Source organism: Burkholderia pseudomultivorans, assembly GCF_001718415.1.
GTDB classification, from domain to species: domain Bacteria; phylum Pseudomonadota; class Gammaproteobacteria; order Burkholderiales; family Burkholderiaceae; genus Burkholderia; species Burkholderia pseudomultivorans_A.
Genome location: NZ_CP013377.1, coordinates 486,499 through 512,304, shown reverse-complemented (window position 1 = coordinate 512,304; position 25,806 = coordinate 486,499). Strand labels below are relative to the sequence as shown.

At 68.8% G+C, this 25,806-nt stretch carries 26 protein-coding genes; 15 read left to right on the top strand and 11 right to left on the bottom strand.

Annotation, left to right across the window (positions count from 1 at the left end; genetic code table 11):
- Positions 1 to 161: 161 nt before the first annotated feature.
- From WS57_RS02215 to WS57_RS02190, 6 genes are read right to left on the bottom strand one after another with little or no spacing between them, the layout of a single operon-like run.
- Complete coding sequence (locus tag WS57_RS02215) at positions 162 to 602, bottom strand: dihydroneopterin aldolase (protein WP_009689856.1); 441 nt, start codon at positions 600 to 602, stop codon at positions 162 to 164.
- The gene (locus WS57_RS02210) at positions 599 to 1,231 is read right to left on the bottom strand and encodes a sarcosine oxidase subunit gamma (RefSeq protein ID WP_009689855.1); all 633 of its coding nucleotides are present in this window, start codon (positions 1,229 to 1,231) and stop codon (positions 599 to 601) included. The genes WS57_RS02215 and WS57_RS02210 overlap by 4 nt, the downstream gene beginning before the upstream one ends.
- Complete coding sequence (locus WS57_RS02205; protein WP_060254563.1) at positions 1,221 to 4,232, bottom strand: sarcosine oxidase subunit alpha family protein; 3,012 nt, start codon at positions 4,230 to 4,232, stop codon at positions 1,221 to 1,223. The genes WS57_RS02210 and WS57_RS02205 overlap by 11 nt, the downstream gene beginning before the upstream one ends.
- Positions 4,229 to 4,528: a sarcosine oxidase subunit delta gene (locus WS57_RS02200; RefSeq protein ID WP_006396311.1), complete on the bottom strand. Its 300-nt coding sequence runs from the start codon at positions 4,526 to 4,528 to the stop codon at positions 4,229 to 4,231. The genes WS57_RS02205 and WS57_RS02200 overlap by 4 nt, the downstream gene beginning before the upstream one ends.
- Before the next feature lie 16 nt (positions 4,529 to 4,544).
- Positions 4,545 to 5,789: a sarcosine oxidase subunit beta family protein gene (locus WS57_RS02195; RefSeq protein WP_010089369.1), complete on the bottom strand. Its 1,245-nt coding sequence runs from the start codon at positions 5,787 to 5,789 to the stop codon at positions 4,545 to 4,547.
- A 16-nt stretch (positions 5,790 to 5,805) separates the two neighbouring features.
- On the bottom strand, positions 5,806 to 7,191 hold the full coding sequence (locus tag WS57_RS02190; protein WP_059515135.1) for an L-serine ammonia-lyase: 1,386 nt from the start codon (positions 7,189 to 7,191) through the stop codon (positions 5,806 to 5,808).
- Positions 7,192 to 7,461: 270 nt separating this feature from the next.
- Between WS57_RS02190 and WS57_RS02185 the strand changes: the two genes are divergently transcribed.
- The 8 genes from WS57_RS02185 to denD all read left to right on the top strand — a co-directional run bounded on the left by WS57_RS02185 (position 7,462) and on the right by denD (position 15,627).
- Positions 7,462 to 8,538 carry a GlxA family transcriptional regulator gene (locus tag WS57_RS02185; RefSeq protein ID WP_009689848.1) on the top strand — a complete coding sequence of 359 codons (1,077 nt, stop codon included), beginning with the start codon at positions 7,462 to 7,464 and terminating at the stop codon, positions 8,536 to 8,538.
- A 215-nt stretch (positions 8,539 to 8,753) separates the two neighbouring features.
- Entirely contained in the window at positions 8,754 to 9,458 is a 705-nt protein-coding gene (locus WS57_RS02180) for a FadR/GntR family transcriptional regulator (protein WP_009689847.1), read from the top strand.
- A gap of 60 nt (positions 9,459 to 9,518) precedes the next feature.
- On the top strand, positions 9,519 to 10,409 hold the full coding sequence (gene ltnD / locus WS57_RS02175) for an L-threonate dehydrogenase (RefSeq protein WP_059515127.1): 891 nt from the start codon (positions 9,519 to 9,521) through the stop codon (positions 10,407 to 10,409).
- Positions 10,410 to 10,423: 14 nt separating this feature from the next.
- Entirely contained in the window at positions 10,424 to 11,713 is a 1,290-nt protein-coding gene (otnK, locus tag WS57_RS02170; RefSeq protein ID WP_060254565.1) for a 3-oxo-tetronate kinase, read from the top strand.
- Positions 11,710 to 12,348, top strand: coding sequence for an aldolase (locus WS57_RS02165; protein WP_009692673.1), 639 nt, complete (start codon positions 11,710 to 11,712; stop codon positions 12,346 to 12,348). The genes otnK and WS57_RS02165 overlap by 4 nt, the downstream gene beginning before the upstream one ends.
- Positions 12,349 to 12,466: 118 nt before the next feature.
- Entirely contained in the window at positions 12,467 to 13,792 is a 1,326-nt protein-coding gene (locus WS57_RS02160; RefSeq protein ID WP_040131047.1) for an MFS transporter, read from the top strand.
- Positions 13,793 to 13,850: 58 nt separating this feature from the next.
- Complete coding sequence (otnI, locus tag WS57_RS02155) at positions 13,851 to 14,627, top strand: 2-oxo-tetronate isomerase (RefSeq protein ID WP_009692670.1); 777 nt, start codon at positions 13,851 to 13,853, stop codon at positions 14,625 to 14,627.
- Between the two features lie 28 nt (positions 14,628 to 14,655).
- Entirely contained in the window at positions 14,656 to 15,627 is a 972-nt protein-coding gene (denD, locus tag WS57_RS02150; RefSeq protein WP_009692669.1) for a D-erythronate dehydrogenase, read from the top strand.
- A 41-nt stretch (positions 15,628 to 15,668) separates the two neighbouring features.
- Here denD and WS57_RS02145 read toward each other — a convergent pair whose 3' ends face one another.
- From WS57_RS02145 to WS57_RS02135, 3 genes are read right to left on the bottom strand one after another with little or no spacing between them, the layout of a single operon-like run.
- A complete protein-coding gene (locus WS57_RS02145; protein ID WP_081056740.1) occupies positions 15,669 to 16,709 on the bottom strand; it encodes a lysylphosphatidylglycerol synthase domain-containing protein in 1,041 nt (346 codons plus the stop codon).
- Positions 16,709 to 17,878 (bottom strand): bacteriohopanetetrol glucosamine biosynthesis glycosyltransferase HpnI, encoded by a 1,170-nt coding sequence (hpnI, locus tag WS57_RS02140; protein ID WP_069243681.1) that lies wholly within the window; start codon positions 17,876 to 17,878, stop codon positions 16,709 to 16,711. Before hpnI ends, WS57_RS02145 begins: the two co-directional genes overlap by 1 nt.
- Positions 17,879 to 17,930: 52 nt before the next feature.
- Positions 17,931 to 18,281 carry a hypothetical protein gene (locus tag WS57_RS02135; RefSeq protein ID WP_009694000.1) on the bottom strand — a complete coding sequence of 117 codons (351 nt, stop codon included), beginning with the start codon at positions 18,279 to 18,281 and terminating at the stop codon, positions 17,931 to 17,933.
- Positions 18,282 to 18,561: 280 nt separating this feature from the next.
- On the opposite strand from WS57_RS02135, the gene WS57_RS02130 reads away from it, so the two are divergent.
- From WS57_RS02130 to WS57_RS02120, 3 genes are all read left to right on the top strand, one after another.
- Positions 18,562 to 19,221: a response regulator gene (locus tag WS57_RS02130; protein WP_009693999.1), complete on the top strand. Its 660-nt coding sequence runs from the start codon at positions 18,562 to 18,564 to the stop codon at positions 19,219 to 19,221.
- Positions 19,221 to 20,627 (top strand): ATP-binding protein, encoded by a 1,407-nt coding sequence (locus tag WS57_RS02125; RefSeq protein WP_330769356.1) that lies wholly within the window; start codon positions 19,221 to 19,223, stop codon positions 20,625 to 20,627. The genes WS57_RS02130 and WS57_RS02125 overlap by 1 nt, the downstream gene beginning before the upstream one ends.
- 70 nt (positions 20,628 to 20,697) lie before the next feature.
- Positions 20,698 to 21,225: a cytochrome b gene (locus WS57_RS02120; RefSeq protein WP_059515119.1), complete on the top strand. Its 528-nt coding sequence runs from the start codon at positions 20,698 to 20,700 to the stop codon at positions 21,223 to 21,225.
- Between the two features lie 111 nt (positions 21,226 to 21,336).
- Here the strand turns inward: WS57_RS02120 and WS57_RS02115 are convergent, their stop codons facing one another.
- Complete coding sequence (locus tag WS57_RS02115; RefSeq protein WP_009693996.1) at positions 21,337 to 21,681, bottom strand: DUF4148 domain-containing protein; 345 nt, start codon at positions 21,679 to 21,681, stop codon at positions 21,337 to 21,339.
- Positions 21,682 to 21,879: 198 nt separating this feature from the next.
- Here WS57_RS02115 and WS57_RS02110 point away from each other — a divergent pair, with 198 nt between their 5' ends.
- From WS57_RS02110 to WS57_RS02100, 3 genes are all read left to right on the top strand, one after another.
- Entirely contained in the window at positions 21,880 to 22,569 is a 690-nt protein-coding gene (locus WS57_RS02110; RefSeq protein ID WP_040131042.1) for an aspartyl/asparaginyl beta-hydroxylase domain-containing protein, read from the top strand.
- Between the two features lie 105 nt (positions 22,570 to 22,674).
- The gene (locus WS57_RS02105; RefSeq protein ID WP_040131041.1) at positions 22,675 to 22,944 is read left to right on the top strand and encodes a MoaD/ThiS family protein; all 270 of its coding nucleotides are present in this window, start codon (positions 22,675 to 22,677) and stop codon (positions 22,942 to 22,944) included.
- A gap of 72 nt (positions 22,945 to 23,016) precedes the next feature.
- Positions 23,017 to 24,156 carry a WD40/YVTN/BNR-like repeat-containing protein gene (locus tag WS57_RS02100; protein ID WP_059515117.1) on the top strand — a complete coding sequence of 380 codons (1,140 nt, stop codon included), beginning with the start codon at positions 23,017 to 23,019 and terminating at the stop codon, positions 24,154 to 24,156.
- A gap of 121 nt (positions 24,157 to 24,277) precedes the next feature.
- On the opposite strand, the gene WS57_RS02095 is transcribed toward WS57_RS02100, so the two are convergent.
- Positions 24,278 to 25,201: a LysR substrate-binding domain-containing protein gene (locus WS57_RS02095; RefSeq protein ID WP_059515115.1), complete on the bottom strand. Its 924-nt coding sequence runs from the start codon at positions 25,199 to 25,201 to the stop codon at positions 24,278 to 24,280.
- A gap of 145 nt (positions 25,202 to 25,346) precedes the next feature.
- Here WS57_RS02095 and WS57_RS02090 point away from each other — a divergent pair, with 145 nt between their 5' ends.
- Positions 25,347 to 25,772, top strand: coding sequence for a PACE efflux transporter (locus tag WS57_RS02090; RefSeq protein ID WP_059515113.1), 426 nt, complete (start codon positions 25,347 to 25,349; stop codon positions 25,770 to 25,772).
- Positions 25,773 to 25,806: the final 34 nt, after the last annotated feature.

The following is a 25,806-nucleotide window of genomic DNA, read 5'->3' as shown; positions in this document are numbered from 1 at the left end:
TACGGGTGTAGTCCGGCACCCAACTGAAATCACGACAATGCTCGGTTGCCCATGCAAAACGGCCAATTGTTCCGATATTTCAGGAACAATTGGCCGTTTCTCGCCAGGCCGATCGATTATTCCGACATTCCAGGAATAATCCGTCCCGCACCCGCCAGCGCTCAGATCTGCCCCGCCGCCCCCGTCCATCGCAGGTAATCGCCGCGCGTCCAGTCCAGCGACACGCCGACACGCTTGGTCCCGGGCCGAATCTTCGGCTTGTGCACCGACAGCGTCAGCGACTCCAGCGCCGACCACTCGCGGAACGACAGCACCGCGATATCGGCGACGAGCGTTTCGAGCAGCCGCGTATGCGGCTTGTGCGCGAGAAACGACGCGACGCGCGCGCAGTAGCCGTCGTAGTCGATCCACTCGCCCTGCTCGCTCGGCTCGCAGCGATACTCGAGCCGCGCATCGATCACGATCGGCTGCGGCGCTTCGTGCTCGTGCGCGTGAATGCCGACGCGCGCGGGCACCTTCAGTTCGTCGACGAACACGCTCCAGCCACGCCCGCGCAGGCGCGGCGCGTCGATCGCCACGAACGGTTCGTCGAACGGCTTCATGACATCAGCGGCGCGGCCGCGTCGAGCATGATGCGCACGAAATAGTCGGCGAAACTGCGACGCAGCACGATCTCGAACGCATCGTCGCCGGTCGGGATCAGCACGATCGACGCCTTGAAGTAGTGCGACTGCGCGCACTGACCCGGCTTGAACATGCGCGGATGCAGGTCGAGCGGGCAACCGCGCGCAAGCACGTCGCGCACGCGCTCGCCGCTGATCTCGACGACCGTGTAGCCGCTGCCGACGTCCACCGCCGCCGCATACGAACCCTGCACGGCTTCCGCGAGCTTCGCTTCGAGCACGCCCGCCTGCACGGGCCCGTTCGAACGCACCAGCCACTCGTCCGGGCCGAGCCACAGCACGTCATACTCGGCGCTGCGCGCAACCGTATTCGGCTCGGCCGGCGGCCGGCAGCCGACCACCCGCTCGAACGCACTCACGAACGCCGGGTCGTGCAGTTCGCCGCGCACGTTCACGAGATCGAGGAACGCGCGCTCGCGCAGCGCGAACTTCTTCGAGGCGCGCGCCTGGTGCGCCTTCAGCACGTCGGCCGCGCCGACGAACGGCGACTCGAGCTGCACGCCGCCCGCGCCCGCCACCGGCGCCTGGTTTCTCGTTTCATTCCACATGCTGACGCACCCCTTCGGTATCGTAGAAAACCGGGCTCGAGATCTTCGCGGTGATGCGCTTGCCGTTGGCCAGCGGAATCACGACGCTCTCGCCCATCTTGTCCAAGCCGCCCTTCACCACCGCCAGCGCGATCGAGCGCTTCAGGATCGGGCTGTAGTAGCTCGACGTTACGTGGCCGATCATCGGCGTCGGCTCGGTCGTGGACACCTGCGTGTCCTTCGCGATGATCTGCGCGCCTTCGGGCAGCACGAACTGCTCGTCCTCGGTCAGCAGGCCGACGAACTGCTTGCGGCCTTGCTTCGCGGTATCCGAACGCGACAGCGAACGCTTGCCGAGGAAGTCCTTCGACTTCGCGACGACGCCGCCCATCCCGAGGTCGTACGGCGTGATCGAGCCGTCGGTGTCCTGACCGACGATGATGTAGCCCTTCTCCGCACGCAGCACGTGCATCGTCTCGGTGCCGTACGGCGTGATGTCGAACTCGGCGCCGGCCGCCATCAGCGCTTCCCACACCGCGCGGCCCGCATTGGCCGGCACGTTCACTTCATAGGCCAGCTCGCCCGAGAAGCTGATCCGCATCACGCGCGCCTTCGCGCCTGCGACCGTGCCGTTCCGGTAGCTCATGAACGGGAACGCCTCGTTGCCGAAGTCGATGTCCTGGCACACCTTCTGCACGACCTTGCGGCTCTTCGGGCCGACCACCGCGAACGTCGCCCAGTGATCGGTGACCGACGACAGGCGCACCTTCATGTCCGGCCACTCCGTCTGCAGCCAGCGCTCGAGCCAGGTCAGCACGCGCGCCGCGCCGCCGGTCGTGGTCGTCATCATGAAGTGCTGATCGGCGAGGCGCACCGTCACGCCGTCGTCGAACACCATGCCGTTCTCGTCGAGCATCAGCCCGTAGCGGCACTTGCCCACCTCGAGCTTGTTCCACGGGTTCGTGTACATCCAGTTCAGCAGCTTCACCGCGTCCGGGCCCTGGATGTCGATCTTGCCGAGCGTCGACGCATCGAGGATGCCGACGCTGTTGCGCACCGCGAGGCATTCGCGCTTCACGGCCGCATGCAGGTCCTCGCCGTTCTTCGGGAAATACCAGGGCCGCTTCCAGTTGCCGACGTCCTCGAACAGCGCGCCGTGCTCGACGTGCCATTCGTGGATGCAGGTCTTGCGGATCGGGTCGAGGAAATCGCCGAGCTCGCGGCCCGCGAACGTGCCGAACGACACCGGCGTGTAGTTCGGGCGGAACGTCGTCGTGCCGGTTTCGGGGATCGACTTGCCGAGCGCCTGCGCGAGGATCGCCATCCCGTTGATGTTGCCGAGCTTGCCCTGGTCGGTGCCGAAGCCCATCGCCGTGTAGCGCTTCACGTGCTCGACCGACTCGAAGCCTTCGCGTGCGGCCAGCAGGATGTCGGCGGCCGACACGTCGTTCTGGAAATCGACGAACTGCTTCGGCCCGCGCGACGCGGCCTCGCGGCTGCCGACCAGCCAGAGCGGCTGCAGCGCGCCTTCGACGGTTTCCGCGACCTGCGGCGCGACAGGGCGCTGCGCGGCCGTGAAGCCCGCGGCCTTGGCCGCCTCGGCGCCCGCGTCGAGCGCGAGGCGCAGCGCGCGCGCCAGCCCGAATTCACCGGCGGCCGCGCCGACGCTGGCTTCCGCCTGCACCGGCTTGCCGGGCAGGAAACACGCCTTCTCGTCGTTCCAGCATGCCTTGCCGCCCGACTGCGCGAACAGGTGCAGCACCGGGCTGAAGCCGCCGGACATCGCGACGAGGTCGCACGGCAGCGACTGCAGCTTGCCGCCCGTCTGGCCGTTCGTGTACGACGCGACGTCGACCGACGATACGCGCAGCTTGCCCGACGCGGCCGTCACGACCGCGCCGCTCAACACCGTCACGCCCTGCCGCTTCGCGGCCGCAGGCAGCGCGCCGTTCGACGAGGCGCGCGCATCGACGACCGTCACCTTCGCGCCGCACGCCTTCAGGTCGAGCGCGGTCTGGTACGCGCGGTCGTTGTTCGTGAACACGACCACGTTGCGGCCCGGCAGCACGCCGTAGCGATGAATATAGGTCGACACCGCGCCGGCGAGCATCACGCCCGGCAGGTCGTTGTTGCCGAACACGATCGGCCGCTCGTGCGCGCCGGTCGCGAGAATCACCTGCTTCGCGCGGACCTTCCACAGCAGTTCGCGCGTGCCCTTGCGCATCGACACGGGCATGTGATCGGTCAGGCGCTGCGTGACGGTCACGAGGTTGTGATCCTGGTAGCCGAACGCGGTGCTGCGCGACAGGATCGTCACGTCGGGCAGCTTGCGCAGTTCGGCCTCGATCTTCTCGACCCACTGCAGCGCGGGCTTGCCGTCGATCTCCGCACGGCACGACAGCAGGCTGCCGCCCAGTTCGCGCTGGTCGTCGACGAGGATCACGCGCGCGCCGGCGGTGGCCGCCGCGTGCGCGGCGGCGAGACCCGACGGGCCACCGCCGACCACCAGCACGTCGCAGTGCGCGTAGCACTTGTCGTAGCGATCGGCGTCGAGCGCGTCGGGCGCCTTGCCGAGACCGGCCGCTTCGCGGATCTTTTCCTCATACTTCGGCCACATCTTGCGCGGCCACATGAAGGTCTTGTAGTAGAAGCCGGCGGGCAGGAAACGCGACAGCTTCTGGTTGATCGCGTACTTGTCGTTCTCGAGCGACGGCTCCGCGTTCACGCTCGACGCGACGAGCCCCTGATACAGCTCGATCTCGGTCGCGCGCGCGTTCGGCACGCTGTACGGGCCCGATTCGAGCTGCACGACGGCATTCGGTTCCGCGACGTCCGCCGTCACGATCCCGCGCGGACGGTGGTACTTGAAGCTGCGCGCGACGAAGTGCACGCCGTTCGCGAGCAGCGCGGACGCGAGCGTGTCGCCCTGGAAGCCCTGATACGTGCGACCGTTGAACGTAAACGTCAGCGGAATCGCGCGATTGATGCGGCCACCGGTGCCGAGGCGGTCTTTCTGGCTCATTTGCTCGTGCCCTCTTCGTGTGCGTTGCCGGCGGTCGCCCCACCGAACTTCTCATAGCTCTTGATTTCGTACGTGACGGTGTCGCGCGTGACCTTGAACCAGCGGCGGCAGCCCTGCGTGTGCAGCCATTGCTCCTTGTGCAGCCCGCGCTTGTTCTCGCGCATGAACACGTACTCGCCCCACTCGCGGTCGGTCATGGTTTCGTTCGCGACCGGGCGCACGATGTCGGCTTCGCCGCCGCACGTGAACTCGGATTCGGCGCGCGGCCCGCACCACGGACATTCGATCAGCAACATGTTGGTTTCTCCTCGTTCAGTGCGCGACGGCGGCAGCGCCGTGTTCGTCGATCAGGTGGCCGGTGTAGAAGCGGTCGAGTGCGAACGGCGCGTTCAGCGGATGCGGCTCGTCGCGCGCGATCGTGTGCGCGAACACCCAGCCCGAGCCGGGCGTCGCCTTGAAGCCGCCCGTCCCCCAGCCGCAGTTGAAATAGAGGCCCTTCACGTCGGTCTTGCTGATGATCGGGCACGCGTCCGGCGACACGTCGACGATGCCGCCCCACTGGCGGTTCATCCGCACGCGCGAGAACACCGGGAACATCTCGACGATCGCCTGCAGCGTGCCTTCGATGATGTGGAAGCTGCCGCGCTGGCCGAAGCCCGTGTACTGGTCGATGCCCGCGCCGATCACGAGGTCGCCCTTGTCGGACTGGCTGATGTACGCGTGCACCGCGTTCGACATGATCACCGAGTTGACCACCGGCTTGATCGGCTCGGACACGAGCGCCTGCAGCGGATGGCTTTCGATCGGCAGGCGCACGCCGGCCATGTCGGCGAGCGTCGTCGTGTTGCCGGCCGCGACCACCGCGACCTTCTTCGCCTTGATGAAGCCCTTCACCGTGTCGACGCCGACCACCGCACCGCCTTCGCGACGAATGCCCGTGACCTGGCAGTTCTGGATGATGTCGACGCCGGCGCGGTCCGCGCCGCGCGCGAAGCCCCAGGCCACCGCATCGTGGCGCGCGACGCCCGCGCGGCGCTGGATCGATGCGCCGAGCACCGGGTAGCGGCTGTTGAGGTTGATGGTCGGCTCGATTTCCTTGATCTGCGCGGGCGTCAGGAATTCGGCGTCGACGCCGTTCAGCCGGTTCGCGTTGACGCGGCGCTCGGTGTCGCGCACGTCCTGCAGCGTGTGCGCGAGGTTCATCACGCCGCGCTGGCTGAACATCACGTTGTAGTTCAGGTCCTGCGACAGCCCTTCCCACAGCTTCATCGCCTTCTCGTACAGCGCGGCCGACTCGTCCCACAGATAGTTCGAGCGCACGATCGTCGTGTTGCGCGCGGTGTTGCCGCCGCCGATCCAGCCCTTCTCGAGAATCGCGACGTTCGTGATGCCGTGCTCCTTGGCGAGGTAGTACGCGGTCGCGAGCCCGTGCCCGCCGCCGCCGACGATCACGACGTCGTATTCCTTCTTCGGTTCCGGGCTCTTCCACTGCTTTTCCCAGTTCTCGTGATACGAGAGGCCGTTGCGGAACAGGCTGAATATCGAGTAGCGGCTCATTTTGATGGACCCTTCGTTAGCATTCGATGACGTTCACGGCGAGACCGCCGCGCGACGTTTCCTTGTATTTCGTCTTCATGTCGGCGCCGGTCTCGCGCATCGTCTTGATGACCGAGTCGAGCGACACGTAGTGCTGGCCGTTGCCCTTGAGCGCCATGCGCGACGCGTTCAGCGCCTTGATCGCGCCCATCGCGTTGCGCTCGATGCACGGGATCTGCACGAGCCCGCCGACCGGATCGCAGGTCATGCCGAGGTTGTGCTCCATGCCGATCTCGGCGGCGTTCTCGACCTGGTCGGGCGTACCGCCCATCACGGCGGCGAGCGCGGCGGCGGCCATCGAGCACGCGACGCCGACCTCGCCCTGGCAACCGACTTCCGCGCCGGAGATCGACGCGGTTTCCTTGTAGATGATCCCGATCGCCGCGGCCGTCAGCAGGAATTCGACGATGCCCGCTTCGTTCGAGCCCGGCACGAACTTCACGTAGTAGTGCAGCACCGCCGGAATCACGCCGGCCGCGCCGTTGGTCGGTGCGGTAACGACGCGCCCGCCCGCCGCGTTCTCCTCGTTGACGGCCATCGCGTACAGGTTGACCCAGTCGAGCATCGACAGCGGGTCGCGCAACGATTCCTCCGAACGCGCGCGCAGGCGGCCGTACAGCTCGGCCGCGCGGCGCTTCACGCGCATCGGGCCCGGCAGGTCGCCCTCGACCTTGCAGCCGCGCTCGACGCAGGCGGCCATCGTGCGCCAGATCGCGAGGAGTCCTGCACGCACTTCGTCTTCCGGGCGCAGCGCGCATTCGTTGCGCATCATCAGCTCGGCGATCGACAGCCCGTGCTCGCGGCACTGGCGCATCAGGTCGTCGCCGGTGCGGAACGGATAGGGCACCTCGGCCGCGGCGCGCACGCCGTTGACGCGATCGCCGTCGCGGTTCACGACGAAGCCGCCGCCGATCGAGTAATACTCTTTCTCGACGAGCAGCTGGCCGTGCTCGTCGAACGCCTGGAAGCGCATCCCGTTCGGGTGCACGATGCTGGTGCCCGTCATCAGCTTGCGATAGAAGCCGATATGCTCCTTCTCGTCGAAACGGATCGACTGCCGGCCGAGCAGCGACAGCGACTTTTCCGCGCGGATCGCCGCGAGGCGCGGCTCGATCAGGTCCGGATCGATGGTGTCCGGCAGATGGCCCTCGAGGCCGAGCAGCACGGCCTTGTCGGTGCCGTGGCCCTTGCCGGTCGCGCCGAGCGACCCGTACAGCTCGACCCGCACGCGACGCACGAAGCCGAGCAGGTTCGCGTCCTCGACGTGCGACGCGAAGCGGCACGCGGCGATCATCGGGCCGACCGTGTGCGAACTGGACGGGCCGATGCCGATCTTGAACAGGTCGAAAACGCTGACGTTCATCTGGCTTCCTTTGAGTGGATACAGGCGAAGTGACGCTGGACGCCAGTACATCAAAGCGTAAAATCCGCCGATAGAACAAAAACGGCATCGGCGTGGGATACCGCCGCCAAGCGCGCGGCCCCGTGGCCCGAAAGTGCGCTTTGGCGATGGTTCGCGACGCAAAACGACAAGTCGGGCCGACGCGCCGCATGCGCGTTGCCCCGTCGCCCTCCGCTTGCCGTATCCTGAATGGCGTGAGACCGCCCGCCCGGCGTAACGAGACTGGCTGCAATGACACCCGACGTACCCGCTTCCCCCCTCGCAGAACCCGCGCCGCAGCGCATCCGCTTCGGCATCGTGCTGCTGCCGAATTTCACGTTGACCGCGTTCTCCGGGTTCGTCGACATGCTGCGGCTGTCGGCCGACGACGGCGACTACAGCAAGCCCGTGCGCTGCGCGTGGAGCGTGATCGGCGATACGCTCGCGCCGGTGCGCGCGAGCTGCGGGATCCAGATCACGCCGTGGGAGACGTTCGACGCGGCCGAGCCGTTCGATTACGTGGTCGTCGTCGGCGGGCTGCTGCACTCCGGGCCGCAAGCCGGCCCCGAAACGCTCGACTTCATCCGCCGCGCGGCTGCGCGCGGCGCGACGATCGTCGGGATCTGCACGGGCGTGTTTACGCTGATGCGCGCCGGCGTGCTCGACGGCTACCGCACCTGCGTGAGCTGGTTCCACTACTGGGACTTCATCGAACGCTTCCCGAACGCCGATCCGGACCTGCTGATCGCCGACCGGCTGTTCGTGATCGACCGGCGCCGGATCACCTGCTCGGGCGGCCGCGCATCGATCGACGTCGCCGCGGCGATTTTGCTGCGCCACTTCGACCATGCGACCGTGCAGAAGGCGCTGCGCATCCTGCTGGTCGGCGAGATGCAGAAGGGCAACGCGCCGCAGCCGCATCCGCCGGGCCTCGAACCCGCGACGCATCCGAAGGTCAAGCGCGCGATTCTTCTGATGGAACAGCACGTCGGGCGCGCGCTGCCGCTCGACGAACTCGCGTGCAAGCTCGACCTGTCGACCCGGCAGCTGGAACGGCTGTTCAAGGCCGAGACCGGCAAGAGCCCGCAGGCGTTCGCGAAGCAGGTGCGGCTGCGCACGGCCGCGTGGCTGCTGACCAGCTCGGACCGCACGGTCGCCGACATCGCGAGCAGCTGCGGCTTCGCCGATGCATCGCACCTCGGGCGCGAATTCCGCAAGCAGTTCGGCGTGCCGCCGGCAGCGTATCGCGAGCGCGGCGGCGAAGGCGCGACGGCGGACGCGACGCACGATGCGCCGATGGCCGACGCGGCCGAGGACATCGTCGACTGACGGCCGGCGCCGGCGCTGCCCGCGGCCGCAAGTCGTCCAGAGGAAACTCCCCCACCCATCGGCAAAACCGTCCGAATCGCGTCCGTTTGACGTCTTTTGGAACCGGTTCCACTCAATTTAGCCGACGTTGAGCCCCGTTAACCGAGGGTTATCCCGGATGCTCGCACTCGCCCAAATTTGTATGATGACCCAATCACCTTACAAACCTGGACGCCATGTTCGAGAAAATTCCGGCCCGCGCGATGAGCGATCACGTCGCGCAGCAACTGCTGAAGCAGATCGAGGTCGGCAGCTTTGCGGCCACCGGCAAGCTGCCGACCGAAGCCGTGCTCGCCCAGGAATTCGGCGTCAGCCGCACCGTGATCCGCGAGGCGATCTCGCGCCTGAAGAACGAAGGCGTCGTCGAGCCGCGCCAGGGCAGCGGCGTATACGTGAACCAGCACGGCGCGATCCGCCCGCTGCGGATCGACTACGCGGAAGCGGTCGAGGCGAGTTCGCTGCCGCACCTGCTCGCGGTACGCCGTGCGATCGAGGCCGAGGTCGCGGCCGAGGCCGCGCTGCACCACACCGACGACGACATGGCCGACATCGACGACGCGCTGCGCAAGATCGACGACGCGGTCGCCGAAGGGCGCGACGGCGTCGCCGAGGACGTCGCGTTCCACCGCACGATCGCCGCCGTCACCGGCAACCCCTATTTCCTGAAGACGCTGCAGTTCCTGAACCAGTACCTCGAAGCCGGCGTGAAAGTCACGCGCCGCAACGAAGCGACGCGCGAGGATTTCTCGCGGCAGGTGCGCGAGGAACACGCGGCGATCGCCGACGCGATCCGCGCGCGCGACCCGATGGCGGCGCGCAACGCGGCGCGCACGCACATGTACAACGCCGCGCGCCGCCTCGCGGAAGCCGGCATCTGTTGAACCGGGCGGCCTCCGCTGCCGCGGACGCCGCCTCTCCCCGAATCGATCAAGGTTTTGACCATGTCACGAAATGTTGGAGTCATCGGCCTCGGCGCGATGGGCCTCGGCGTCGCCCGCTCGCTGCTGCGCGCGGGTTTCCGCGTGCACGCGTGCGACGTGCGCGATCACGTGCTGCAGGCCTTCGCGGCCGAAGGCGGCATCGCCTGCGCGACGCCGGCCGAACTCGGCGCGCAGTGCGACGTCGTCGTCACGCTCGTCGTCAATGCCGCGCAGACGGAAACGGTCCTGTTCGGCGAACACGGCGCGGTCGCGTCGATGAAGCCGGGCGGCGTCGTGATCGCGAGCGCGACCGTCGCGCCCGAATTCGCGGTCTCGCTCGGCGCGCGCATCGAGGCCGCCAGCCTGCAGATGCTCGACGCGCCGGTATCGGGCGGCGCCGCGCGCGCGGCCTCGGGCGAGATGACGATGATGACCTCGGGCCCCGCCGCCGCGTACGCAGCCTGCGAAGACGTGCTCGCCGCGATCGCCGGCAAGGTCTACCGGCTCGGCGATGCGCACGGCGTCGGCTCGAAGGTGAAGATCATCAACCAGCTGCTGGCCGGCGTGCATATCGCGGCGGCCGCTGAAGCGATGGCGCTCGGCCTGCGCGAAGGCGTCGATCCCGATGCGCTGTACGACGTGATCACGCACAGCGCCGGCAATTCGTGGATGTTCGAGAACCGCGTGCCGCACATCCTGAACGGCGACTACACGCCGCTGTCGGCCGTCGACATCTTTGTCAAGGATCTCGGCCTCGTGCTCGACACCGCCCGCCGCAGCAAATTCCCGCTGCCGCTGTCGGCCACCGCGCACCAGATGTTCATGAGCGCATCGAGCGCCGGCCACGGCGGCGAGGACGATTCCGCCGTGATCAAGACCTTCCCCGGCATCACGCTGCCGCCTGCCCGCTGACTCCCGCTTTCGCCATGACCGCTTCCGCTTCCCGTCCCCTGCTCGGCTGCATCGCCGACGATTTCACCGGCGCGACCGATCTCGCGAACATGCTCGTCAAGAGCGGCATGCGCACCGTGCAGACGATCGGCGTGCCGGCCGAATCCGCATCGATCGACGCCGACGCGATCGTCGTCGCGCTGAAGTCGCGCACGATCCCTGCCGCCGATGCCGTCGCGCAGTCGCTCGCCGCATACGAATGGTTGCGCGCGCAAGGATGCCGGCAGTTCTTCTTCAAGTACTGCTCGACCTTCGACTCGACCGACGCGGGCAATATCGGCCCGGTCGCCGACGCGCTGCTCGACGCGGCCGGCGGCGGCTTCGCGATCGCCTGTCCGGCCTTCCCCGAGAACGGCCGCACGATCTATCGCGGCCACCTGTTCGTCGGCGACGTGCTGCTGAACGAATCGGGGATGGAAAACCATCCGCTCACGCCGATGAAGGACGCGAACCTCGTACGCGTGCTGCAGCGGCAGACGGCGTCGCAGGTCGGGCTGATCCGCTACGACACGATCGCGCTCGGCGCGGCCGACGTGCGGGCACGGATCGACGCGCTGCGCGCCGACGGCGCGCGCTTCGCGATCGCCGATGCGCTGTCGGACCGCGACCTCCACGTGCTCGGCGAAGCCTGTGCGAACCTGCCGCTCGTCACCGGCGGCTCGGGCGTCGCGCTCGGCCTGCCCGCCAACTTCCGCCGCGCGGGGCTGCTGCCCGAACGCGACAACGCCGCGTCGCTGCCGCGCATCGACGGGCTCGCGACGGTGCTCGCCGGCAGCGCGTCGAAGGCGACCAACGCGCAGGTCGCCGCGTGGTGCGCGCAACGGCCGGGCTTTCGGATCGACCCGCTCGCGGCCGCGCGCGGCGAACCCGTCGTCGAGCAGGCGCTCGCGTTCGCGCGCTCGCATCTGCCGGAACCGGTGCTGATCTATGCGACCGCAACGCCCGACGAGGTGAAGGCCGTGCAGCAAGCGCTCGGCGTCGAGGCGGCCGGCCATCTCGTCGAAAGCACGCTCGCGGCGATCGCGAAAGGCCTGCGCGAACTCGGCGTACGCAAGTTCGTCGTGGCGGGCGGCGAGACGTCCGGCGCGGTCGTGCAGGCGCTCGACGTGAAGTCGCTGCAGATCGGCGCGCAGATCGATCCGGGTGTGCCGGCCACCGCGACCATCGACGCGCAGCCGCTCGGCCTCGCGCTGAAGTCCGGCAATTTCGGCGCGCTCGACTTTTTCGACAAGGCGCTGCGCGCACTCGACGGAGCCGCACGATGAGCACCGAAGCGAAACTGCGCGAGGAAATCTGCGTCGTCGGCGCGAGCCTGTACGCGCGCGGCCACGCGGTCGGCAGCGCGGGCAACATCAGCGCGCGCCTGCCCGACGGCTGGCTGATCACGCCGACCGACGCGTGCCTCGGCCGGCTCGACCCGAACGACATCGCGAAGGTCGACCCGAACGGCCGGGCCGTGTCGGGCGGCAAGCCGTCGAAGACGCTGACGCTGCATCGCGGCATCTATGCGCGCAACGCCGAGGCGAACGGCATCGTCCACACGCATTCGACGCACCTCGTCGCGCTGACGCTCGCGGGCGTGTGGCGCGACACCGACGTGCTGCCGCCGATCACGCCGTACTACGTGATGAAGGTCGGCCACATTCCGCTGATCCGCTATCGGCGTCCGGGCGACCCCGACGTCGCGGCCGAGGTCGCGGCGCTCGCCGAGCGCGTGCGCGGCGTGCTGCTCGACCGTCTCGGCCCGGTGATGTGGGGACCCTCGGTGTCGCACGCGTCGTATGCGCTCGAAGAGCTCGAGGAAACCGCGCGGCTGTGGCTGATGACGAACCCGAAACCCGAGCCGCTGTCCGACGCGGCGCTCGACGCGCTGCGCCAGGCCTTCGGCGCGCGCTGGTAGCCCGGCGCGCCGCCGCCCGAATCCCATGCCCGCCGTGTGCGCGGGCCTTTCCGTCAGCACACACACCTACGACCGGCAGCGTGCGCGCCGCCGGCACTCGCCACCTTTGGAGACGACGATGACTGCTCTCGACGCGGCCGCAGGCCGTACGCCCGCCGCGGCCGCCAGCGCGGCCGAGCTTGACCTCACCTACAAGAAAGTGTTCTGGCGCATCGTGCCGTTCCTGATGCTCTGCTACGTGGTCGCGTATCTGGACCGCGTCAACGTCGGCTTCGCGAAGCTGCAGATGTCGCAGGATCTCGCGTTCAGCGAAACCGTGTTCGGGCTCGGCGCGGGCATCTTCTTCCTCGGCTACTTCCTGTTCGAACTGCCGAGCAACATGCTGATGCACCGGATCGGCGCACGCATCTGGATCGCGCGGATCATGATCACGTGGGGGCTGCTGTCCGCGCTGTTCGCGTTCGTGAAGACGCCGACCCAGTTCTACGTGCTGCGCTTCCTGCTCGGCCTCGCGGAAGCGGGCTTCTATCCGGGCGTGATCCTGTACCTGACGTACTGGTTCCCGTCGCACCGCCGCGCGAAGATCATCGCGGTGTTCATGTCCGCGATTCCGGTGTCGGGCATCTTCGGCAATCCGCTGTCCGGCTGGATCATGGAGACATTCCACGGCGGCTCGGGCTTCCACGGCTGGCAATGGATGTTCATGATCGAAGCCGTGCCGGCGGTGCTGGTCGGCATCGCGACGATCCTCTATCTCGACAACAACATTCGCAGCGCGAAGTGGCTGAACGAGCGCGAAAAGCAGCTGCTCGAGGACGAGATCGCCGCGCAGCCGCAGGAGCAGCAGAAGCACGGCCATTCGCTGAAGGCCGTGTTCGCCGACCCGCGCATGTGGTGGATGTCGCTGATCTACTTCGCGTTCGTCACGGGCCAGTACGGCCTCACGTTCTGGATGCCGACGCTCGTAAAATCGACGGGCATCACCGATACGCTCCAGATCGGGCTGCTGTCGGCGATTCCGTTCGTCGTCGCGATCGTCGTGATGAACCTGTTCGGCCACAGCGCGGACAAGCGCCGCGAACGCCGCTGGCACCTGATCGTGCCCGCGCTGATGGGCGCGGTCGGGTTTGCAGTCGCCGCGTCGTATTCGCACAATACGGTCGTGTCGATCGTGTTCCTGTCGCTCGCGGCAGGCGGCGTGCTGACCTGCGCGCCGCTGTTCTGGTCGCTGCCGACCGCGTTCCTCGCCGGCAGCGCCGCCGCGGCCGGGATCGCGATCATCAACTCGGTCGGCAATCTCGCCGGCTTCGCGAGCCCCTACGTGATCGGCTATCTGAAGGACCTCACGCACAGCACGTCGTCCGGCATGTACGTGCTGGCCGGGATGCTCGTGATCGGCGCGATCGCCGTGTGGCTCACGCCCGCGAAACTCGTGAACCGCTGAGCCCGTTCGACGCGGGGCGCGCGGCGCCCCGCCCCCTTCATTCACTGGACCCGTCGCCATGCCACGCTTCGCCGCCAACCTCTCGATGATGTACAACGAGCATGCGTTCCTCGAACGCTTCGCCGCTGCCGCCCACGACGGCTTCAAGGCCGTCGAGTACCTGTTCCCGTACGACTTCTCCGCCGACGACATCCGCGCGCGCCTCGACGCGCACGGCCTCGAACAGGCGCTGTTCAACGCGCCGCCCGGCGACTGGGCCGCCGGCGAACGCGGCATCGCGTCGCTGCCGGGCCGCGAGGACGAGTTCCGGCGCGGCATCGACCAGGCGCTCGACTATGCGCGCGTGCTCGGCAACAAGAAGCTGCACGTGATGGCCGGCCTGGTCGCGCCGGGCGCCGACCGCGCGCGCCATCGCGACACCTATGTCGCGAACCTGCGCCACGCGGCGCAGGCCGCCGCCGCGCACGGCATCACGGTCCTGATCGAGCCGATCAACCAGCGCGACATGCCCGGCTATTTCGTGAGCCGGCAGGACGATGCGCACGCGCTCTGCGCGGACATCGGCGCGCCGAACGTGAAGGTGCAGTTCGACTGCTATCACTGCCAGATCGTCGAAGGCGATCTCGCGATGAAGCTCAGGCGCGACTTCGCCGGCATCGGCCATATCCAGATCGCGGGCGTGCCCGAGCGTCACGAGCCGGACCTCGGCGAACTCAACTACCCGTATCTGTTCGAGCTGATCGACGCGCTCGGCTACGACGGCTGGATCGGCTGCGAGTACCGACCGAAGGCCGGCACGTCGGAAGGACTCGGCTGGCTGCGCGCCTACCTGTAATTCAAGCATTCCGAAGAGGATTCACACCATGAAAGTACTGATCACCGGCGGCGCCGGCTTTCTCGGCCAGCGCCTCGCGCGCAAGCTGCTCGAGCGCGGCGAGCTGACCGGCCCCGGCGGCCGTCCCGAGAAGATCGACGAGCTGGTCCTGCTCGACGTCGTCAAGGGAAGCGATTTCGGCGATGCGCGCGTGACGTCGATCGTCGGCGACATCGCCGATCGCGCGGTGCTGGAAAGCGCGATCGACACGCAGACGGGCGCGATCTTTCATCTCGCGGCGATCGTCAGCGGGCAGGCGGAAGCCGACTTCGATCTCGGCATGCGGATCAATCTCGACGCGTCGCGCGCGCTGCTCGAAGTGTGCCGCGCACGCGGCCACCAGCCGCGCGTCGTGTTCACGAGCTCGGTCGCCGTCTACGGCGGCACGCTGCCCGAGGTCGTGCAGGACGACACCGCGCTGAATCCGCAATCGTCGTACGGCGCCGAGAAGGCGATCGCCGAGCTGCTGCTGTGCGACTACGCGCGACGCGGCTTCGTCGACGGCCGCGTGCTGCGCCTGCCGACCATCAGCGTGCGGCCCGGTCGGCCGAACGCGGCCGCGTCGTCGTTCGCGAGCGGCATCATCCGCGAACCGCTGAACGGCGAGGAAAGCGTGTGCCCGGTGCCGGGCTCGACGCGGCTGTGGCTGCTGTCGCCGCGCGGCGCGATCGATGCGCTCGTCGCGGGCTGCGAGCTCGACGGCGCGCAGCTCGGCAACAAGCGCGTGATCAACCTGCCCGGCCTGTCGGTCTCGGTCGACGAGATGATCGCCGCACTGCGCGACGTGGCGGGCGACGAAGTCGTGAAGCGGATCCGTCATGAGCCGGACGAACGCGTCGAGAAGATCGTCGGCAGCTGGCCCGGCCGCTGGGACACGACGCGCGCCGAAGCGCTCGGCCTCAAGGGCGACACGTCGTTCGCGGACGTGATCCGCAGCCATATCGAAGACGAACGGCGCTGATGCGCCGCGCACCGTCGCCGCATGCGGCGGTGCACCGCCGTTCATCGCGGCGACGCCGACCGGCGTCGCACCGCGAACTGCCACGCCAACAGGCCGGGAACGTAGAACAGCAGGTCGCGCACGCGCCGCGCACCGGCCAGCGCCAGGCAGGTCGGCGCATCGAAGCCGAGCAGTCCGCCGATCAGCACGAACCCGCCCTCCTGCACGCCGAGCCCGCCCGGCATCGCGAACGCGATGCTGCTCAGCATCTGGATCAGCGCCTCGATCACCAGCGCCTGTGCAAAGGTCGCGTCCGCGCCGAGAAAACGCAGCGCGATCCACAGTTCGAGCGCATGGCCGACGAACTGCAGCGTCTGCCAGATCGCGACGTAGCGCACCACGATGCCGGTCTTTCGCCAGATCAGCCGCAGCGACTGGTCGGTCCGCGCCGACTCGCCGACGAGCGCGACCACCTTGCCGCTCGTCACGCGATTGATCGCGCGCATCGCGCGTTCGAACGGCCGCGCATGCTGCACCAGCACGAACAGCAGCAGGATCGGCATCATCGCGGCCATCCCGAGCGTGAGCTGCGCCGCGATGCGCGCGGTATCGGACGACACGTGCCCGAGCACGTAGCCGATCGCGGCGAGCGCGAACACGACCTGGCTGACCAGCGTGAGCTGCATGTCGGCGACGAGGCTCGCCACGGCCGTCGCGGGCCGCACGCCCGCGCGCCGGAGCAGGCCGAACGACACGATCTCGCCGCCGATCCGTGCGACCGGCAGCAGGCCGTTGATCGATTCGCGGATCCACACGAGCTCGAGCATCGTCGCGAACGACGGCCGGCGCGCGCCGCGAATCAGCATCCGCCAGTCCCACGCATTCGCGAGCATCGGCAGCACATGCACCAGCGCGGCGAGCAACAGCCCGGCGCCGGCCGTCTGCAGCCGACGCAGGATCTCCAGCGGATGCTCGCGCCCGATCAGCCAGACGGCGATCAGCAGCCCGCCGAGCGCGGCCACGCGCCCCGCATGCCGCAGCCGCGCCTCGCGGCGCACGGACAGCCCGTTGCCGCCGGCCTCGCCGGAACAGGCATCGCGCATCACGCCTCGCCCGCCGGCGAGAGCCGGCCCTGACGATCGACGCGAAAGCGCTTGCCGCGCCACACGACATGCGACGAAAAGAAGCTCGACACGAATACCGCGAACTGCACGACATCCACCAGCGGCAGCCAGACCGCGCCGCGCATGCCGGCGCCGGTCGCGCGGCTCGTCCTCAGCACCAGCAGCGCGCGCGCCGCGAGCGCCGCGACGGTCAGCCCCCACGCGGCGCTCGTGCCGCCCGACAGCAGCGCGGTCAGCAGCGCGAGCGGAAACGGATGCATCAGCACCGAGCCGGCATGGCCGAGCCGGTCCGCCGCGCGAATCGTGCAACTCCAGCGCAATTCGTGCGCGTACAGCGTCGCGAAGGTCTGTTCGACGCACGCGTGCCCGACCACGAACGGCGGGATCACGACGCGCGCGCCGACCTGCCGCACCGCTTCGCCGAGCGCGTGATCTTCGGCCAGGTGATGCGCGAAGCGGGCAAGCCCGCCGATGCGTTCGAGCGTCGCGCGCGTGATCGCGATCGTCTGCCCGAAGCACGGCCGCGCGCGCCCGATGAACAGCCCCGTAATCACGCCCGGCAGGAAATGGAAGTTGGTCATCGCGGCGGCGAAGGCAGGCCAGACACCCGGCGACGGCACCCCGCGATACACGCTCGTCACGATGCCGACATCGGGCTGCTGTAGCGCGCCGACGACCGCGCGCAGATAGTCGCGCTCGACGAGCACGTCGCTGTCGGCCAGACAGAGCACCGCGTGTTCCGCGTGTTCGAGCATGTTGACGAGATTGGCGATCTTGCGGTTCGGGCCGTACAGCCGCGCATCGGCGACGACCTTGATGTTCGCGTCCGGATAACGCACGCGCAGCGCGTCGACGGCCGCCAGCGCGGCATCGCCCGCATCGTGCACGCCGAACAGGTGCTGTACCGGCCCCGGATAATCCTGTACGAAGAAGCTTTCGAGATGCTGTACGAGATGCCATTCGTCGCCGTGCAGCGGCTTCGCGACCGTGACGCCCGGATAGTCGCGCGGCGGCGCCGAGGGCCGCGCGAAGAACCTGCCGACCAGTACGCTGGCCGTCACCGTATAGGCGATGCCCAGCAGCACGGCCAACCCGCAGACCATCGACATCGCGCCGTCAAGCGCGTGCAGCTCATGCAGCAAAACCATGCTTTCCCCCTGTGGTGACCCATCCGGCGGCAACGCCCGCGCGCAGGCGGGCTCACCCGGGCAGGCGGCCGAACCGGTTCCCGTGAAGCCGGATGTAAAGGACGACCAGCAGACGGTACGCGCAATCAGATGACACGACTACCTTGCGGCGATCGATTCCGGCCGCGCGCACGTGTCCGCACACGAGCGCGGCCCGGAACGCCGCATCGGCAAGCTTGCGGGCCGCCACGATGGCGGTCGCGACGGCCACGACGGTCCAGCCGCGAAACGCCGTCGTGGTGAAGAAGCCCGCGGGTACGCGCAACACCAGCAACGACACCAGCACGAAGCACTGGATGAACATGCCGGCCAGCGCGGCGATCAGTAGGTGGGCGCGCCATCGCTCGATCGTCGAGGGTGCCATCGTGAGTGAATCTCCCGTAGGACGACTGTCATCGACCCGAAAGGTCGGGACGGCGCGCGAGCGCGTTCCGCGCCGTGGCAGAGGCTCCGGACCGGAGTCGGGATCAGGGGAGTCGGAGATCGACCGAAGAAATGCTGTGGCCGATAGTAGCGGGAATGCCGGCGGCGAACCTTAAGCGTTCTTCAGAATCGCCCGGCAGTCGATACCCGTCGATTACAATCCGTTGCACGGCGCGCGCGGTCGGCTCGTACAATCGCGGCGCGTGCATCACGAATCGACCATGCGACTCCTTCTTGTTGAAGACGACGACCTGATCGGCAGCGGCCTCGAAATCAGCCTGAGCCAGGCCGGCTATCACGTCGACTGGCTGCGCGACGGTCACGCGGCCGCCGCCGCGCTCGCGACCACGCGCTTCGCGCTCGTCGTGCTCGATCTCGGCCTGCCGGGCAAGTCGGGCACGCAACTGCTGCGAGCGCTGCGCGAGGCGGGCGACACGGTGCCGGTGCTCGTGCTGACCGCGCGCGGCAACGTGGCCGATCGCGTCAGCGGACTCGACGACGGCGCCGACGACTATCTCGCGAAACCGTTCGATCTGTCCGAAGTGCTCGCGCGCTGCCGCGCACTCGTGCGGCGCTCGCAGGGACGCGCCGGCGACGAGATCGTGTGGCGCGACATCACGATCGACCTGGGCACCCATACCGTGACGCGCGATGCAGCGCGCATCGCGCTCACCGCGCGCGAATGGGCGATCCTGGTGCAGCTCGTCAGCCACCCGGGCATCCCGCAGTCGCGCGCCCGCCTCGAGGACGGCCTGTACGGTTGGCAGGAAGGCCTCGAAAGCAATGCGATCGAAGTCCATGTGTCGAACCTGCGCAAGAAGCTCGGCGCGGACCTGATCCGCACCGTGCGGGGCATCGGCTACGTCGTCGACAAGCCATGATGTCGCGCTCGATTCGACGCCGCGTGTCGTTGATGGCGGTCGGCTGCGTGACCGTCGTGTGGATCGCCGCGGTGTTCGGCAGCTTCCGGCATGCGACGCGCGAAATCGGCGAATGGGACGATGCGCGCCTCGTCGAATACGCGTCGCTGCTCGCCGTCCTGTCGCCGGGCGATCTCGACCGGCTCGCCCGCTCTCCGCCCGATGCGCGCGTCGAACTGCCCGGCCGCGGCTCCGACCCGGAAAGCGACGGCGATCGCCTGCCGCGCGACGTGCTGTTCGAGGTGCGCGATGCACGGGGCAGCGTCATCGCGTCGAGCCTTCCGGCCGCTGCCGCCGGCCTGCCGGACGTGCGCGACATGCGCAATGCACCGGAAACGATCGTCATCCGCGGCGCCGAATGGCGCACGCACACGTTGCGCGATCACGCATCGGGGCGGTCGATCCGCGTGATGGAGACGGCGAACACGCACAGCGATCTCGCAACCGGCATCGCGCGCGGCATCGTCTGGCCGCTGATCGGCGCACTGCCGGTGCTGGCGCTGCTGCTCTGGTACGCGATCGGGCGCAGCCTCGCGCCGCTGAAAACCTTGTCCACCGCAATCGGCGCGCGCGACGCGCGCTCGCTCGAGCCGCTCGCCATCGCGACCGTGCCCGATGAAGTGCGCACGCTGGTCGACGCGATCGATCGCCTGCTCGCGCGGCTGCGGCAGTCGATCGGGCGCGAGCGCGCCTTCACGTCCGACGCCGCGCACGAACTGAAGACGCCGCTGGCCGCGATCAAGGTGCAGGCGCAGGTGGCGCTGACGACCGACGATCCGGCGCGCAAGCAGCTCGCGATGCAGCGCGTCGTGCAGGGCGTCGATCGCAGCGCACGCCTCGCCGAGCAATTGCTGCTGCTCGCGCGCCTCGACGAATACGAACCCATTCCGACGCGCGCCGTCGGCATCGGCGAACTCGTCGGCGCGGCCGTCGAGCGCCATCTCGCGCAGGCGTCGGACAAGGCGATCGAGATCGTCGCCGGCGAGCTCTCCGCACGGGCGATCCAGGCCGATCCGATCCTGATCGGCATCCTGCTCGACAATCTGCTCGACAACGCGATCAAGTACGGCCGTCGCGGCGGCCGCGTCGAGATTGGAGCGCACGACGACGGCGCGACCCAGCGCATCGTCGTGCGCGACGACGGGCCGGGCGTCGCCGCCGACGAGCACGAGCGGATCGGCGACCGCTTCTATCGCGGCAGCGGCACGCAAGCGCCCGGCAGCGGGCTCGGGCTGTCGATCGTCAAGCGCATTGCGCAATACTTCGGCGGCAGCGTGCAGTTCGGGCGCGGCATCGACGGCGCGGGCCTCGGTGTCGCGATCGTGCTGCCGTCGGCGAATGCCGTCGCGTCGGCCGCGCCTGCTTAACGATTCGTTAAGGATTCCGCCGTAGAATCCGCGTGACCCCACGCCCCGATCCGAACACCTGGAGATGCCCATGTCCACGCCCGCCCGATACGATGCAGTCGCACGCCTTCTCCACTGGTTGATCGTGGCGCTCGTCGTCGCGCAGTATGCGATCGGCTGGACGATGCCCGACATCCATCGCGGCACGCAGCCGGTCGGCCTGATCGCCGCGCACCTGATCGTCGGCACCGCCCTGCTCGCCGCGATGGTGTGCCGCGTGCTGTGGCGCGCGACGCACCGGCCGCCCGCCAGCGAGTTGTCGCCCGCGATGCGCGCGCTGTCGGGCGTCACGCATGCCGGGCTCTATGTGCTGCTGATCGTGGTGCCGCTGCTCGGCTGGATCAACGCGTCGTCGCGCGCATGGACCGTGACGCTGCTCGGTGTCGTCCCGTTGCCGGCGCTGTCGGCGGCCGGCTCCGGGTTCGGTCACGCGATGGGCGACGTGCACGGCATCCTCGCGTGGGTGCTGCTCGCCTGCATCGGCCTGCATGTCGGCGCCGCGCTGCTGCATCGCTTCGTGCTGCGCGACGGCGTGGTGCAGCGAATGATGCCGTGGTGAGCGCGCGCCTGCTTCAACGTTCATCCTGCGCATGACGCGCACGGCGAATCGCCCGATCGTCAGGAATCCTGCTTTCGTGACGAATGCGAACGCAACGACCGAGCCGCCGCGTCAGCTTCCGAAATACACCGAACAGTAGCTCACCGGGCCCACACACGCGCCGGCAGCCGGGACCGCCGGCATCGCGGCCGGCCTGCCCGCCTCGGACGCACCGCCGGCATGGCCGCCGACCCCGCTGTTCGCCTGGTCGCGCTGCAGTGCGGCAGCCGCGCCTTCGAACAAGGGGCTGACGGCCGGATACGACGTGTCGGTCACGAAGCGCGAACCCTGCTCCTCGGCCTCGATCAATGCCTGGCGCACTTCGGCGCGCGTCAGCGCCTGCGCCGATGCGGGCGCGGCGAAACCTGCGAACGAAACGACCGCCATCGACGCGGCGATCAACATGGACGTGTTCATGGTCAGCTCCTCGGGAAGGTGAAAACGACTTGCCACACCCGTAGGACGCGCACCGCCAATCGTTTATTCCCGCCATCCGGCTGCACGCGCATTCATTTCTCTGTCATTGATTCGTCAGTCGGCGTAACCTGACGTAACGCAGTCGCCACCGTGCCTGGGGCAGACTGACGCCACCCTACGGACCGCCATCGACCGCCCATGTCCGCCGTCTACGATTACGCCGCCGGCCTGCTGCGCACGCTGTACGACCGCCATCTCGACAGCGGCGCCGTGCTCGATACGGCCGCCTTCCCCGACGCCGATCGTTTCGTTCGCGCGTGGCCGGCGATCCGCGCCGAAGCGCTGGTCGTCGCGCGCGACCTGCCGCGCATCCCGCGCTTCCACGAAATCATGAGCGAGCAGCGCGACATCTCGGCCAACGACGCACGCGACTGGCGCATGTTCATCATGCAGGCGTACGGGCAGCCGTTTCCGCGCAACCTGTCGCGCTGCCCGAGCGTCGCGTCGCTCGTCGCGGCGTCGCCGGACGTGCTGTCGGCATCGCTGTCGTTCCTCGCGCCGGGCAAGCACATCCCGCCGCATCGCGGCCCGTTCCGCGGCATCCTGCGCGGCTATCTCGTGCTGTCGATGCCGAAGCGCGCGGACGGCACGCCGGCGGCCGTGCTGAAGGTCGACGGTCGCGAGTACCGGCTCGACGAAGGCCGCTTCCTGCTGTGGGACGACACGTTCGAGCACGAGGTGTGGAACGACAGCGACGAAGTGCGGATCGTGCTGCTGCTCGACATTCGCCGGCGCGGGATGCCGCGCCTGCTTACATGGCTGTCGAATGCGGTGATCGGCGTCGTGCGGCTCGGCATTCGCATTCGCGGCGGATCGATTCCGGTCTAGGGTCTGCCGGCGACGCAAGGTCGCGCAGCACCCTACGGATCGCCTACACTACAGAACCGACGGCCGCCGCCCGCCTGCGCGCGGCCCCCTTTCCGGCGACCCGCGATGGCACACCTTTTCTTCGCCGCTTCGATCCAGCGGCATATCGAAACGCCCGAGCGCGACGTCGACGCGCGCACGCTCGGCGACGCGCTGGAGACGGTGTTCGGCGAGCAGCCCCGACTGCGCGGCTACATCCTCGACGACCAGGGCGCGCTGCGAAAGCATCTCGCGGTGTTCATCGACGGCCGGCCGGTGCGCGACCGGCAGCATCTGTCCGATGCGCTCGACGCCGCGAGCCGCGTCTATGTCGTGCAGGCACTGTCCGGCGGATAAAGGGTTCGATCCTGAGCGGCCCGCGTGCCGCACGCGCCATTCGAACCCGCAACAGACAAGGAGACACCCGGCATGAACGATCGATTGCTTGTCGCCACCCGCAAGGGGCTGTTCGTGCTGCGGGCCGACGGCGCCGGCGGCTGGTCGCTCGACGCGCCGCATTTCGTCGGCGAGCCGGTCAGCATGGCGCTCGCCGATCCGCGCGACGGCACGCTCTATGCCGCGCTCAATCTCGGTCATTTCGGCGTGAAGCTGCATCGTCTGCGAAGCGGCGCCGCCGATTGGGAAGCGTGCGCGGTTCCGGTCTATCCGCCGCAGCCCGCCGACGAAACCGCTGCGGATGCCCGCTCCGCCACCGACGAAGACGACGCGCCGCCGTCCGCGCCCGGCCCCGCATGGTCGCTTCAGCAGATCTGGTCGCTCGAAGCCGGCGGCGCGGACGAACCGGGCGTGCTGTGGGCCGGCACGATTCCCGGCGGCCTGTTCCGCTCCGACGACTGCGGCGACACCTGGACGCTCAACCGCGCGCTGTGGGATCGCCCGGAACGGCGCGAATGGTTCGGCGGCGGCTACGATGCGCCGGGCATTCACTCGGTGATGGTCGATCCGCGCGACAGCCGGCACGTGACGGTCGGCATCTCGTGCGGCGGCGTCTGGCAAACCGGCGACGGCGGCGCGACCTGGCGCGTGAGCGCCGACGGCATGGAGGCCGACTACATGCCGCCCGAGCGGCGCGGCGAGGCGAACGTGCAGGATCCGCACCGCGTCGTCCAGTGCGCGGCCGCGCCGGACGTGCTGTGGACGCAGCATCATTGCGCGATCTTCCGCTCGACCGACGGCGCGGCGCACTGGCAGCGGATCGAGGCCCGGCCGTCGAGCTTCGGCTTCGCGGTCGCCGTGCATCCGCGCGAGCCGGACACCGCGTGGTTCGTGCCTGCCGTGAAGGACGCCTGCCGGATTCCGGTGAACGGCGAGTTCGTCGTCACGCGCACGCGCGACGGCGGCCGCAGCTTCGAGCCATTCTCGAACGGCTTGCCGCCCGCGCCCGCCTACGATCTCGTGTACCGGCACGGGCTCGCGGTCGACGACTCGGGCACGCGCCTCGCGATGGGATCGACGACCGGCGGGTTATGGACGTCCGCAGACGGCGGAGAAAACTGGCAGCAGGTGTCCGCGCACCTGCCGCCGATCTATTGCGTCCGGTTCGGGTGACGGCAGGCGGCGCGGGCGGCTTCGGCCAGCCGCGCGAGACCGGCTGCGTCGAACTACGCGCCCGGTCTCCGTGCGCCGCGCGGGTTCGCCGTTTGCTGCCCGGGCACTGCGCCCGCCCCGCTCACGCACGTGCGCCGATCCGCGCGACCGCCGCGCGCGTCAGCGCGATTTCATCTGCCAGCCAGTCGAGAAACCGCCGCACCCGCGGCTCGCGCTCGCGCCCCGGCCGGCACAGCGCGACGAAGCGCGCGCCGTCCAGCCGCACCGACGGCTCGATCGGCGCCAGCGCGCCGCGCTCGACGTGCTCGGCGGCCAGCACCGAACTCGCGAGCGCGATGCCCTGCCCGTGCAGCACGGCCTGCAGCGCGTACTGCTCGTCGTCGTAATGCCGGAACACCGCGCGTTCGAGCCACGCGTCGCGACCGGCCGCGCGGCACCACGAAGGCCAGTCGATCGTCGTCGGCAGCGGCGTCTCCCACACGGTCTCGATCAGGTCGAGCCGTTCGCCGCTGCGGTGCGCGTCGAAGCCGCGCGCCGCATACGCACCGAAATATTCGTCGATCAGCGCGATCTCGTGCAGCGCCGGAAACGTGCGCGACGTCGCGCGGATCGCCAGGTCGACGCGCGCGTCGCGCTCCAGATCGACGAGCGCATTGCCGGTTTCGACCTTGATGTTCAGGTGCGGATCGACGCCGCGAAACCGGCCGAGACGCGGAATCAGCCACATCGCGGCGAACGCGGGCGTGGTGGTCAGCACGAGCGCACGCGCGCCGCCCGCATCCGGCCGCACCGCGTCGAGCCCGCGGCTCAATCCGAGCAGTGCGTCGTGACACGCGCGGAACAGCCGCTCGCCGTCGCCCGTAAGCCGCACGCCGCCTGCGTTGCGCTCGAACAGCAGCACGCCGAGCCGGCCTTCGAGCGACTTGATCTGATGCGATACCGCAGCCGGCGTGACGGCCAGTTCGTCTGCGGCGGCCTTGAACGTACCGAGCCGCGCGGACGATTCGAATACACGCAACGCGGTCAGGGGAATTTTCGAGAACACGACGCCTCGCGGGCCGGCCGCAGCCGGGTTGAATTCGATTCAATCGGGGTGAGATTAGGTCAATTGAGGCGCGTCCGCAACGCACGTAGCCTTGCGGAACGTCGCGACATGCCGCCGCGACGCTGGCCGTCGACGGAGGAACACGGTGCAAGGCCTACCGCGCAGGATCACGCAGGCGGTGCTCTACGAAGCGATCGCGATTGCCTGCATCTCGCCCGCGATCTCGGCGGTCTTCAAGCAGGACCTCGTCTATTCGGGCGCGCTGTCGGCGACCATGTCCGCGATCGCGATGCTGTGGAACCTGGTCTTCAACGCGCTGTTCGAGCGCTGGGAGGCGTCGCGCAGACGGCGCACGCGCACACTGGGCCGCCGCATCCTTCACGCCGCCGGCTTCGAGGGCGGGCTCATCTTCATCCTGGTGCCGGTCGTGTCGTGGTGGCTCGAGATCTCGTGGTTCGACGCATTCGTCGTCGATATCGCGCTGTTCGCGTTCTTCTTCTGCTACGCGTTCGTGTTCCAGTGGGCGTTCGATCGCGTGTTCGACGTGCCGGCGGCGACCCGGCCGCGCTGAAAAACGACGCGGCCCGCCCGCATCGCGCGAACGG